Consider the following 13580-nt stretch of genomic DNA (forward strand, 5'->3'; position numbering starts at 1 on the left):
GAGGTGGGCAACCTCGAAATGGGTAGGTTGCCTTCGGTGTGATGCTATCCCCGCACATCGCGCGATCGTTGTGGGGATCACCACAGTTTTTCTAGCGCTCGATAACGACGTCCTCGATCGGAACGTTATCGTGCCGCCTTCGTCACTCTGCTCGCGGGGATGCAAGAGACCGCCCGGCCGGTAGTGTGGACGCTCGTGACGAGGCTTTCCGCAGACCGCAGAGTGCTCGGCATCCTGGGCCTGGTGGCGGCTCTCGTCGTCGTAGCTCTCGTGGTGCCGCATCCGACGATCGCCCAGATCCGGGAGTGGTCGGAATCGGTGCACGGCCCGGCAATTGTCCTGGCGTTCTTCGCCGTCCACGCCCTGGTCACGATCGCCCCGATTCCGCGCACGGTGTTCACCCTCAGCGCCGGCGTGCTGTTCGGCAGTGCCGTCGGTATCGGCGTGACGGTCGCCGCCTCCACGGTCAGCGCCGTCCTGGCGTTCCTGCTCGTGCGGGCCGTCGGACGCAAGGCCGTGGAATCGCGCCTCACGCACCCGGCGGCGAAAGCGATCGATCTGCGGCTGGCACGCCGCGGATGGCTCGCGGTCGGCTCCCTGCGGCTGATCGCCGCCGCCCCGTTCTTCGTCGTGAACTGTTGCTGCGCCGTCTCGGCGGTCCGTCTCGTCCCCTACACACTCGCGACGGTCGTGGGCATCCTGCCGGGCACCGTGGCGGTCGTACTCCTCGGCGACGCCCTGACCGGGCAGACCGATCCGCGGCTGATGGTGATCACCGGGGTGTGCATCGCGCTCGGTCTCGCCGGGCTGTTGCTCGAGGCTCGACTCCCCGAGCCCGCCGGTTCGGCGCTCGACGCCGTCGTCGAGCCGGATCAGGATCCGGCGACGAGATAGTCGGCCAGAATCGGACCGAGGACGGCGAGCGCGGCCGGGGTCATCATCTCCAGATGGTCGCAGTCGATCGTGTGCTCGGTGATCGTGCCGGACACCCACGGCCGCCACAGGGCCGGTGACGCACCGTCGTCCGTGCCGAGCGATCGCGCCGCGGCGACGAACAGCAGGTCGCCGTCGAAACATCGCAGGTCGAGCGTCGGCGCGGCCCGATGGACGTGCGCATAGGCCGTGAGGATCCGCTCCAGGTCGGCGGTGGACAGTCCGGTCTCGTGCCCGAGACTGCGGTTCACCGCGTCGAGCAGCTGCTCGGAGGTCATCTCGTCCGGCGTCGCGTGGGGCAGTTCGATGCCCAGTCCCGCCAGCAGCTCCGCGTGGGTGTGGGCACGCCGCTCGCGTTCGAGCGGGTAGTAATCGAGGACGACCAGGTCGACGGTCTCCCCCGCGGCGCGCAGTTCGACACCCATGTGGTGGGCGATCAGTCCGCCCTGGGACCAGCCGAGCACGGTGTAGGGACCTTGCGGTTGCACGGCCCGCATCTCCTCGACGTAGCGGTGCGCCAGTTCGGCGGGCGTCGCGTCGAGGGGTCCGCCCGAGAGATACGGCAGTTGCAGCCCGTACACCGGCCGATCCGGCAGGTGGCGCAGCAGTCCCGCGTACACCCAGGACAAGCCGATCGCGGGATGTACGCAGAACACCGGTGGGCGGTGACCGTGCCCTCGCAGGGGGATCAGCACATCGAACATGCCGGTCGTCGGAGCAGTGGTCGCCGTCGGCTCGTCGAGGCGATCCGCGAGGCCGGCCGGTGTGGGGTCGAGGAAGACCAGGGACAGGGGAACTTCCCGGCCCAGCTCGCTGCGCAGCTTCGATGCCACGGCGGTCGCGGCGAGCGAGTTGCCGCCGAGGTCGAAGAAGTTGTCGTCGATCCCGATCCGGTCGCGTTCGAGGACGGAGGCGAACGCGCGGGCCACGGCACCTTCGGTCGGTGTGCGCGGCGCCCGGTAGGCAGCCCCGACCGGCGCGGCCGCCGGTAACGCCGACCTGTCCACCTTCCCGCTCGGGGTGACGGGCAGGCCCGGTAGCACGACGATCACCGACGGGACCATGTACCGCGGCAGCCCGGTGGCCGCGAAATGCAGGATCTCGGGCGCCTCGATCGGAACGGTCCCGGTGGGCACCACATATCCGACCAGCCGGTCGCCGCTACCGTCGTCACGCACTACGACCACGGCCTGGGCAACGGCCGGATGCCGGAGCAGTGCCGCCTCGACCTCCTCGAGCTCGATGCGCAGACCGCGCAGCTGGATCTGGAAGTCACTGCGCCCGACGTAGACGGGCTCGGCGCCCGCCGCGGTGCGGGTCCAGCGCATCAGGTCCCCCGTGCGGTACATCCGGCGCCCCGGTGCGCCGAGGGGGTCGGCGACGAAACGCGTCGCGGTCAGGCCGGGTTGTCCCGCATACCCTCGCGCCAGACCCGGTCCGGCGAGGTACAGCTCCCCCACCGCGCCGCCGGCGACGGGTTGCAGGTACGAGTCCAGCAGGTACTCGTCGAAACCGGGCATCGGCGGTCCCACGGTGGGATTCTCGCCGGGGACGAGCGGATCGAGCAGGTTCGACATCACCGTGGCCTCGCTCGGACCGTAGCCGTTGACCATGTGACGGCTCCGGGCCCACGTCTCCACCAGGGACGGCGGGCACGCCTCGCCACCGACGCTCACGAAGGTCAGAGCCGGCAGCGCGTCCCGATCCAGCGTCGCCAGCACCGCGGGTGTGGTGTACAGGTGCGTGATCTCCTCGTCGGCGAGCACACGCTCGAGGTCGTCGCCGGCGGCGATACCGGGTGGCACCACGACGAGCCGCGCCCCGGCCGAGAACGCGACGATCGTCTCCAGCAACGAGGCATCGAACACCGGCAGCATCGCCTGCGCGACACGCGACTCGCGGTCGGCGACCGTCGAGAGCCGATCGACCAGCTCGGCGATACCGCGATGGGTCACGGTCACGGCCTTCGGCGTGCCCGTCGATCCGGACGTGAAGATCACGTACGCCGTGTTGTCGGCGCGAACCGGCACGCGGCGGTTGATATCCGGCACCGGCGTTGCCGGCGCACCGTCGAGGTCGAGGTCCCGGACGGGCACGACGGATACCCCGTCGGGCACCGCCGGTTCGGGTCCGTCGACGAGCAAGCAGAGCAGTGTGACCGTCCGGATCATCGCGGTGACGCGGTCGCGGGGTTGGTCGGGGTCGGCGGGCACGTAGACGGCACCGGCGCGGACGACGGCGAGCATCGCGACGACCCGCAGGAACGATCGCCGGATCGCCACCAGGATGGTGGTCTCCGGTACTGCTCCGCGGGAGACGAGCAGATGTGCGAGCCGCTCGACCCGCTCGTCCAGCTCCGCGTAGGTCCACTGCCTGCCCGCATCGACGACGGCGACGGACTCCGGGGACCGTGACATCCAGTCGTCGAGGATCTCCGTCCACATCCGTGAAGGGGCGGTGCCGGGAGCGGACACGACCGGCACCTCGTCCCCGAACAGGCGGAGGCGGCCGAGCGGCACCTCCGGCCGGTCGACGACGGCCTCGAGGACCTGGGCGACCTGCGACACGATCGCGTCGGCCGCGGCCCCGTCGAACAGGTCCGGACGGTAACTCAGTCGCAGCCGCAGCGCGTCGTCGACGTGTGCGATGAGGGTCAGCGGATAGTGGCCGGAATCGGGTCCGGTGACCTCGCGCACCTGCATGCCCGCGATGTCGACCGCGTCGGACAGAGCCGCACGGTCGACCGGATACGACTCGAACACCGTCAGGGTGTCGAACCCGGCGGCAGGTCCGGCGACCTGCTGGATCTCGGTGAGGCCGAGGTGATGCCGGTCGAGCAGCGCGGTCTGCTCGGCACGGATTCGCTCGACGAGCACGGCGAGCGTCTCGTACGGGTCGAGCCGGACCCGCACGGGAACCGTGTTGACGAACAGGCCGATCATCTCCTCGACCCCGTCGACCTCCGCGGGCCGCCCGGAGACGGTCGATCCGAACACGACGTCGCGCTGCGAGGTGAGCTTCGCCAGCACGATCCCCCACGCGACCTGCACCACCGTGCCGACGGTGAGTCCGCGGTCCCGGACGAAGGCCTCCAGGCGCCGGGTGTCCGCAGGATCGAGCGCCCGTGTGGTCTCCTCGGACAGGGCCTGCACGGAGGACTGCTCGGCGTCCGGGGCGACCAGCGTGGGCCGATCCGGACCGGCCAGATACCGCGACCAGGCGTCGCGCGCGGGCGCCGGGTCCTGCTGCACGAGCCACCGCACGTAGTCCCGGTAGGGACGTACCGGCGGGAGAACCCCGGTGTCCGCCTCGGTGCCGTACAGCACGAGGAGTTCCTTCAGCAGCAACGGCGCCGACCAACCGTCGAGCAGGATGTGGTGGTTGGTGAACACCAGCCGGTGATCGTCCGGTCTCATCCTGATCAGGCTCAGGCGCACCAGCGGTCCGTGCGCCGTGTCGAAACGCTGCGTCCGGTCCTCGGTCTGCAGTCGGACCAGTGCCACCACACGATCCTCGGGGTCCAGATCGCTCAGATCCCGCTCACACAACGGCAGTTCGACCGACGCCTGCACGACCTGCACGGGCGGGGACTCCCCGTCGAAGACGAAGTTCACCCGCAGGTTCGGATGCCGCGCCGCCAGGGCGGCCACCGCCCGCCGGAGGCGTCGCGGATCGACGACACCGCCCAGGTGCAGGGTCAGTTGCACCGTGTACGCGTCGATCGAATCGTTCCGGAGGGCATGGAACAGGAAGCCGGTCTGCAAGGGGGTGAGAGGCCATACGTCCTCGAGGCCGGGATAACGGCGCTCGAGCTCGTCGAGGCGCTCCTGGCTCAACGGGGCCAGCGGCAGATCCGACGGGGTGTGCCCTCCCGCGCCCGGTTCGGCGACGTGACGGGCGAGGCCGCTCAGCATGCGTCGCCACCGTTCGGCCAGATCCGACACCTCCGGGCGGGCGATGACCCCGGTCGCATAGGCGAGATCCGCGCGCAGCACCGGACCGTCAGCGGTGTCGACGACCATGGCGTTGACGGAGATCACCGCCGGTACCGGCTGAGCGGGATCGAGGCCACCGCCGAAGTCGATGTCCGTGACGGCGTCCGGCAGCGTGCTCCGGCCGTGGAAGTTGAAGGCGAGCCGGGGTGCCGGCAGGGGTTCGAGCGCGGCGCGGCCCTCGTCGTCGAGATACCGCAGCATCCCGTATCCGATCCCATGGTCGGGAACGGCACGCAGGTGTTCCTTGACGGTCTTGATCGCGGTTCCCGCGGCGGTGCCGCCGCGTTCCACGGCCTCCACGTCGATACCGTTCAGGTCCAGTCGCACCGGATAGGCCGCGGTGAACCATCCGACCGTCCGGGACAGATCGGCTCCCGGCACGACCTGCTCCTCCCGGCCGTGCCCTTCCAACGCCACGAGCACCCGAGCGAGGTCGATCCCGCGCTCGGCGCGCTGCGCGACGACGGCTCCGGCCAGGGCTGCGAGGAGACCGTCCACGATGCTCCCGTGGAAGGCCACCGGGAGGACGCTCAGCAGCGCGGTGGTCGCGGGAGCGGGAACCTCGACGGTGACGGTGTCGACGGTGGCCCCGACGTCGACCGCGGGGTCCAGCTCTCTGGCGCCGAGCAGCGCATCAGGACCCGACAGGGTCGAGATCCAGAACGGTAGTTCGGCCGCGCGCGTGCCGCGGCGGGTGACCTCGACGAGACCGTGCGCCCAGCGGCGCATCGAGGTGCCCGTCGGTGCGGGATCCGGGTCGAGTCCGTGTTCGAGTCGAGCCGCCGCAGCAGCGAGGTCGCCCAGCAGGATCCGCCAGGAGACACCGTCGATCACGGCATGATGTGCCACGAGCAACAGCCGCGACGCGGGTCCCGCCTCGAATCGCACCGCCTGCAACATCACTCCCCTGCCGGGATCCAACCGTCCGGTCGCGGCAGCGTGCTCGGCGGCGGCGATCGCGGTGAATTCGGGCCCCGTGAGGTCGTCGACCCGGACGTGACGCAGGATCGACGACGCCGAGACGGATCCGATGGGCCGTGTCTCGAGATGCAGCGCGTCAGGCGTTCCGGGCTCCGCGTGGAGCCGCGCCCGCAGCATGTCATGCCGATCCACGACCGCCTGCAGGGCCGCGAGAAGGTCGGCCTCGCGGAGTCGATCCGGCAGCGGAACCGACACCGATTGGCAGAAGCCCGGATACGTTCGGCCGTGCCCGACCAGCCACCGCAGTATCGGGGTGAGCGGAACGTCGCCGACGCCACCACCCGGCAGTTCCTCGAGCGTCATCTCGGCCCGTCCGGCCAGGGGTGACCGCCGCGGCAAGCGCTACAACGGTCTTGTGTTCGAACACATCTCGGGGCGAGAGCACCAGTCCCTCAGCTTTGGCCCGCGCGACCAGCTGGATCGACATGATCGAATCGCCGCCGAGAGCGAAGAACGAATCCTGTGTTCCCACCCGGTCGACGCCGAGCACGTCGGCGAACACCCGAGCGAGGGCCCGTTCGGTGTCGGTGGTCGGTGCGATGTAGCTGTCGCTCCGCGTCGCGACCTCCGGGGCCGGCAGCGCGCGGCGGTCGAGTTTGCCGTGCACCGTCACCGGCAGGTCGGCCATGTGGACGAACGCGGCCGGAACCATGTAGTCGGGCAACCGCTCTCGGACGAAGCGACGGACGTCGTCGAGTCGCTCCTCTGCGGCGGGGTCGTTGACATAGCGGGCGAGGCTGCCGATGTCATCGGCCGGACGGTACACATCGGTCAGCGCTGCATCGGCCTCGTCGTCCGGGTCGTCGCGGAAGACGATCACCTCCATCGATCCCGGTTCCTGCGACCACGTCACGGCCACCCGGTAGCCGAGTTCGGCGCCGAGCAGATCGAAGTCCGCAGGACCGATGCCGTCCGATCGTGGCCGGAGGTCCGGTTCCGGTACGAGCGTGTGGCCGGGCATCGCATCGAGGGAGGTCGTCGCGGCGATCACGGACTGCAGGGCGGTGTGAGGTACGCCGGTCACGCGCAGGGCGTCGGGACGGTCGGTCCGTAGCCGGTCGGCGAACGCGGCGAGTGTTCCGAATCCCGCCCAGGTCCGGCACGGAACATCGGCGAGCGACCTGGGTCCGGTACCGGTGTGCAGCACCACGCTGTAGCGGTACAGGCCGAGTTCGTTGGCCGTCCGCATCCGGCCGAGTTCGATGTCGACCCCGGTGACACCGGGCAGACGACGGAGCAGACCGGCGAAGAACTCGGGGGCGAGCAGCAGTTCCCGTTCGGAGAGCGCGGCACGGCGGACGCGTTCGCGGATCGTGTCCGCGGTCTCGGTGCCGTGGGCACGGGCGAGTTCCACAGCGGCGGCGAAGTGCGGCAGCAGCGCCTGGTTCCGGACATCGCCGAGATGGATCGATCCGCCGGGTGCGAGCAGCGGCAGGATCTTCCGGAGCACCTCGAGCAGATACGCCGCATCCGGGAAGTACTGGATCACAGAATTGAGCACGACGGTGTCGAAGTACCGCTGGGGCAACCCCTCGGTCGCGTGCGCCGGTTGCGTCCTCAACGTCACCCGATCGGCCCACGGCTGCGATCGCACGGCGGAGTGCAGCGTCTCGAGCGTCGGGGCCGAGAAGTCCGTGCCCCAGTACTCGGCACAGTCGGGGGCCAGTTCTCGGAGCAGGAGACCGGAGCCCACGCCGATCTCGAGCAGACGCCGGGGCCGGAACCGCCGCACGGCCCGCACTGCGGCGTCGCGCCAGTCCCACATCTGCTCGACCGGGATGGGCTGCCCGGTGTCGGTGGCGTTCCAGCCCGCGAAGGCGCCGGTGTCGCCGCTGTCCTCGGGCGGCGGCGCGGAGTACACGTCGTCGTACAGTGCCCTCCACCGCTCGACGGTGCCGGTCGCGCGGGTCGGGTCGGCGAGCAGTGTCTGTTCCCGGTCGAGCACCACATACGCGACCAGTCGTCCGGTCTCGTGGTGGCCCGGAGTCTCCCGCACGACCACGGCGGCGCGGGCCACCGCCGGATGCGCACCCAGGACCGCTTCGATCTCACCGGGTTCGACCCGGAAGCCGCGGACCTTGACCTGATCGTCGCAGCGGCCCACAAATTCCAGGTGCCCACCCGGGCCCTCGGCATCGCTCGTCGAGCGGATCCACCGCACGACGTCGCCGGTGCGGTACATCCGCTCCCCCGGCCCGCCGAACGGAGATGCCACGAATCGTGCCGCGGTCGTGGCCGGACGACCGGGATATCCGCGGGCGAACGCGTCCTCGACGAGGTACATCGTCGCGCACACCGTCGTTTCCGTCGGTCCGTACGCGTTGACGAGCAGCGTCGAGGGATGCGATTCGTGAAAGCGGCGTGCGACCTCCGGGGACAGCACGTCACCGGCCGTGACCACCTGGTCCACACCGTCCCACACCCGCTCCGGAACGACGGCGGGGTCGGCGAGGGCGTGGAACAGCGGTGTCGGGACGAACATCGTCGTCACACCGTGTTCGGAGATCATCCGCGCGACCGTCGACGGATCGAGCAGACCGGGTGGCGCGAGCACCAGTTCGGTACCGCCTTTCAGGGCGGGCCAGATCTCGTACACCGACGCGTCGAAACCCGGTGAGGACACCAGCGACATCCGGTGTCGCGGTCGCGAACCGGTCCATCCGTGCTCGACGAGGTGCACGAGATTCCGATGCGTGACGGCCACGCCCTTCGGGACACCCGTGGAACCGGACGTGTAGATCGTGTACGCCGTGTTCGACGGGTGCAGCAGCGCGATCCTGTCGAAGTCGGTGAGCGGTCGCGCATCGTCGGGCAGGGCGTGGGACGTCGGGCGGCCCGCCTCGTCGACGACCACGACGACGGCGGGGGTCGCATGTGAGGTGAATCGACTGTCGGTGACCAGCACGCGGGGCGCGGCGTCGGCGAGGACGAAGGCGGTGCGTTCGCTCGGATAGGCGGGGTCCAACGGCAGATAGGCGCCACCCGCCGCCGACACCGCGAGAAGAGCGACGACCAGTGCCGGGGACCGATCCAGGGCGACGACCACCACGGACTCGGGCCCCACACCCAACTCGACAAGCAGACGAGCCAGCCGGTTGGCCCGGGCATCGAGGTCGCGGTAGGTCCATCGGCCGGCGACGCTGGTCAGCGCCGGTGCGTCCGGTGTCGCCGCGACCCGTTCGGCGAGCACGGCCGGAACCGTCCGGTCATCGGTGGTGGCAGCCGGGCCGTTCCACGCGTCGAGGAGCAGGTCGCGCTCCGATCGATCGAGCAGGTCGACAGCGTCGACCCGTCGGTGCGGCGAACTCACGAGGGAGTCGAGGACACGGAGATACCGGTCCGCGAATCGTTCGACGGTGTCGCGCTCGAACAGATCGCTCGCGTATTCGATGCTGCCGAGCAGCCCGTCGTCCTCGGCGGACGCGCGCTCCGACACGCTGATGTACAGGTCGAACCGCGCGATGTCGGTCGCGACGGGCAGCATCTCGACGTGGATGTCCGGATGGTCCAGGCTCGGCAGCGGGTTGTTCTGCAATGCGAATGCGACCTGGAACAGCGGGTGATGGGCGGTCGAGCGCGCCGGGGCGAGCAGTTCCACCAACCGTTCGAAGGGCGCGTCCTGGTTCTCGTAGGCGGCCAGCGCCTTGGCCCGCACGCGGTCGAGGACATCGGCGAGCGTCCATCGTCCGGTGATGCCGTCCACGCGCAGCACCCAGGTGTTGACGAAGAATCCGACGAGATCGGCGAGAGCCTCATCGGTCCGCCCGGCCACCGGACCACCGATCGTGATGTCGTCTCCCGCACCGAGCTTGTGCAGGAGCACCACGAGTGCCGACTGGAAGACCATCGACGCGGTGGCCCCGTGCTCGGCAGCCAGGTCGTCCGCCGCGAGGCGCAGCTCCGCGGGGATCGTGAACTCCACCCGGCCACCGCGGAAGGACTGCACTGCGGGGCGGGGACGGTCGAGCGGAAGAGAAAGGCATTCCGGGACCTCGGCGAGTTCTTCTCGCCAGTAGGAGAACTGCCTGTGCAGGATGCTTCCCGTCTCGTCCTCGTCCCCCAGCACGTCCCGTTGCCACAGGGTGTAGTCGGCGTACTGCACCAGCAATGGATCCCACCGTGGTTCGGTCCCTGCCGACCGGGCCGCGTATGCCAGCAGCATGTCGCGCACCAGCGGCACCATCGACGCGCCGTCGCCGGCGATGTGGTGCAGCACGAGCACCAGCACGTGGTCGTCGGAACCGGTCCGCAGCAGTGTGGCCCGCACCGGAATGTCGGTGGACAGGTCGAAGGGCCGCCGCGCCTCGGCGCGCACGGCCGCGTGCTCCTCGTCGGCGGTCACTGCCTGCACAGGCAGCGACAATGAGGTCCGCTCGACCGGCAGGATGCGCTGGAAGGCGACTCCGTCGGATTCCTCGAAGACCGTGCGCAGGGACTCGTGGCGTGCCACGACATCGGCGAATGCCGCCCTCATCGCGTCGATGTCCACCCGTCCGGTCAGGCGTGCCGCCATGGGGATGTTGTAGGTCGGCGACGGACCTTCGTAACGGTGGATGAACCACAACCGGGACTGCGCGTAGGACAACGGGATCCGGTCCGGCCGGCGTCGGGGTGTCAACGGCGTCCGGGCGACACCGCACTCCGCGAGGCGCGGTGCCAGCTCGGCGACCGTCGGTGCTTCGAAGAGCATCCTGATGGGTGCTTCGACGTGCAGTGCGGACCGGATCCCCGCCACGACGCCGGTCGCCGACAGGGAATCGCCTCCGAGTTCGAAGAAGTTGTCGTCGGCGCCGACCCGATCCGGGGACAGATGCAGAACGTCCGCGAAGACCCCCGTGAGAGTCCGTTCCAGCCCCGTGCGCGGAGGACGATGGAGCACGCCCCGGCGGTCCGGGGCCGGCAGCGCGGCACGGTCCAGCTTGCCGTTGGCCGTGATCGGCATAGTTGCCAGCGGCACCACCGCAGCCGGGACCATGAAATCCGGGAGTTCCGCCGCGAGCGCATCACGAATCGTCGAGGCATCCGGGACCGAACCGGTGCGCGGCACCACGTACGCCACGACCCGGTCGGATCCGGTCTCGCGCCGGACCACCGCCGCGGCCTGCTCGACGTCGGGGTGGCGGAGCAGTGCTGCTTCCACTTCGCCGAGTTCGATGCGCCGCCCCCTCACCTTGACCTGCAGGTCGGCGCGCCCCGCGTAGATCAGCCGCAGACCCGAGGTGGCCGCTGCGCTGTCGTTCTCTGCGCTGTCGTCGTTCGTCGACCACCGCACGAGATCGCCGGTGCGGTACATCCGCGACCCCGCCGGCCCGAACGGATCGGCGACGAACCGCGTCGCCGTCGTCCCCGGTCGCCGGTGGTATCCCCGCGCCAGGGCAGGTCCTGCCGGATACAGCTCGCCGATCACCCCGGGCGGCACCGGATTCAGGCGTGTGTCGAGCACGACGGACCGGAATCCGGGTCCGAGAGTGCCTGCGGTGACCGGTCTGCCGGGCACGAGGTCCTCCGACGCCATCTGCACGGTGATCTCGCTCGGCCCATACCCGTTGACCATGCGGCGGTCCGGCGCCCATTTCTCCACGAGCCATGCCGGGCAGTCCTCACCGCCGACGCTCACGAAGGACAGGTCCTCGGGGACCGCCGGATCGATCGTTGCAAGGACCGCAGGAGTGGTGCAGAAGTGGGTGATCCGCTCGGCGCGCAATGCATGTGCGAGGTCGTCACCGGCGGACGCATCGGGCGGGCCGATCACCAGGTGCACCGCCGAGCCGAACGCCACGAGCAACTCCAGTACCGCCAGGTCGAAGCTCGGGGATGTCCCGTGCCAGACCCGCGCGTCGTGGTCGGCGAGGGTGCGGGTGTGCGCGACGAGGTTCGACAGTCCCCCGTGGGTGACGACCACGCCTTTCGGCTGTCCCGTCGATCCGGAGGTGTAGATGAGGTAGGCGGGTTGATCCGAACGCGCGGGCGCGCACCGGTCCGTCTCGGTCACCGGAGACCCGGTGTATCGCGTCGTCTCCGTGACCACCTCCGGATCGTCGACCGCGGTCCACGGCACGGTGCCGGGAAGCAGGGACCGTTCGCCGGTAGTGGTGAGTCCGAGCACGGCGCCGCAGTCGCGCAGCATGTACTCGATCCGGACGGGTGGATAGGCGGGGTCCACCGGGACGAAGGCCGCGCCCGTCTTCGCCACGGCCCAGATCGAGACGATCGAGTCGACGGACCGGGCCATGCCGATCGCGACGAAACGTTCCGGTCCTGCGCCGCGCTCGACGAGCATGCGGGCCAGCCGATTCGATCGTTCGTCGAGTTCCCGGTAGTCGATCCGGGTCTCGCCGCACGACACTGCGGTGGCCGCGGGGGTGCGGAGTGCAGCGTCGGTGAGGATTTCCGGCAGCAGGCGTTCGGTCACCGGCGGCGGACCCGTCACGGGAGCGAGTGCGGTCCGTTCGGCTGCGTCGAGCAGATCGATGTCGCCGACCCGTATCTCCGGATCCTCTTCGACCGTCAGGAGGATACGTTCCAGTCGGCGGGCGATGCGCTCGACGGTCGGCGCGGTGTAGACGTCCGTGGCGTATCGGATGCGGAGCACGTCCGTGGACGTCGACTCGCGCCCGGCACCGTCGCCGGATCGCGGACGCTCCAGATCGATACGCAGGCCGACGTCGCCGAGGACGGCGTTCTCCACCTCCCTGTCCGCATCGCCCCGTCCTTCGACGGTGACGCGGAAGAGTGGGGCGCGCGATCCGTTCCGTGTCGGCGCCAGCGCGTCGAGCAGTGTCGCGGCAGGTATGTCGGCGTGTGCGAGAGCGTCCCGAGTCCCCCGGGAGATGTCCTCGAGGAGATCTCGGAACGGCTCGTCGATACCACTCGACCTGGCGACGAGGATCGCGGTGGCAGCCTGCAGGATCGGGACACGATCGTCGGCACATTCGGCGCTCGCTCGACCCGGTCCGATGCCGAGGGGATGGACGAACTGCGCCCACGCCGAAGCAGATCCCGCGTTGCCCGCCCGTCCACCGGCAGGTGCCTGCGTGGACGGTGACAGGGCGGGCGGGGTAGGTGCACCGGCCAGAAGATGCCGCCAGTGATCGAGCACGGTGTTCCGCCGGTAACGAGGTGCGGCCGCTCCGGCGCTCGGCGGGTGGATCGAACCGACCGGCGTTCGAGGGTCGGCTGCGACGAACTGCTCGAGGATCTCGGTGAAACAGATGCACTGCGCCTGTATCTCGTTCTCCTCGTATCGGTTCGGATTCGCCCGGAATTCGATCACGGTGCCGACCGGCACACTGCGGCGGTGGACGGTGATCAACCGGTCCCCGACGGGCCCGCGCGACAGGACATGTGGTGTTCCCACGATGTCGCCCAGTACGGGTTGCTGATCGAACAGCATGACGTTGACCAGGGGGACCGAGAAGCGGGACACCGGTTCGGATGTCGCCCGGCGGATGTCGTCGAGTCCGCACGCCTGGTGTCGGAGGGCTCCGACGAGCTCGACCTGCATCCGCCGGACGAGATCCTCGACAGGTTCGCTCGGATCCACCCGGATCCGCAGGGGAACCACGTTGACGACAATACCGTTCAGTTAGGGGGGTTTGCGTTACGATGAGGTGTGCCTCGGAGTGGATGGGTGAAGCCGGTCTCGGATCGGCGGTTGTCGGATGTGGTGTC

3 protein-coding genes are annotated in these 13580 nt (G+C 69.7%); 1 reads left to right on the top strand and 2 read right to left on the bottom strand.

The annotated features are described in order from the left end of the window. The first annotated feature begins 222 nt into the window (after positions 1-222). On the top strand, positions 223-894 hold the full coding sequence (locus ACQR3U_RS21655; protein ID WP_006551536.1) for a TVP38/TMEM64 family protein: 672 nt from the start codon (positions 223-225) through the stop codon (positions 892-894). Here ACQR3U_RS21655 and ACQR3U_RS21660 read toward each other — a convergent pair. Both ACQR3U_RS21660 and ACQR3U_RS21665 read right to left on the bottom strand, forming a co-directional pair. Continuing rightward, positions 873-6104, bottom strand: a complete 5232-nt coding sequence (locus tag ACQR3U_RS21660) for a non-ribosomal peptide synthetase (RefSeq protein ID WP_230811434.1) — start codon at positions 6102-6104, stop codon at positions 873-875. The genes ACQR3U_RS21655 and ACQR3U_RS21660 overlap by 22 nt on opposite strands. Then, positions 6028-13473, bottom strand: a complete 7446-nt coding sequence (locus ACQR3U_RS21665) for a non-ribosomal peptide synthetase (RefSeq protein ID WP_230811433.1) — start codon at positions 13471-13473, stop codon at positions 6028-6030. Before ACQR3U_RS21665 ends, ACQR3U_RS21660 begins: the two co-directional genes overlap by 77 nt. Positions 13474-13580: the final 107 nt, after the last annotated feature.

Source organism: Rhodococcus sp. IEGM1339 (genome assembly GCF_050321925.1).
GTDB lineage: Bacteria > Actinomycetota > Actinomycetes > Mycobacteriales > Mycobacteriaceae > Rhodococcus > Rhodococcus pyridinivorans.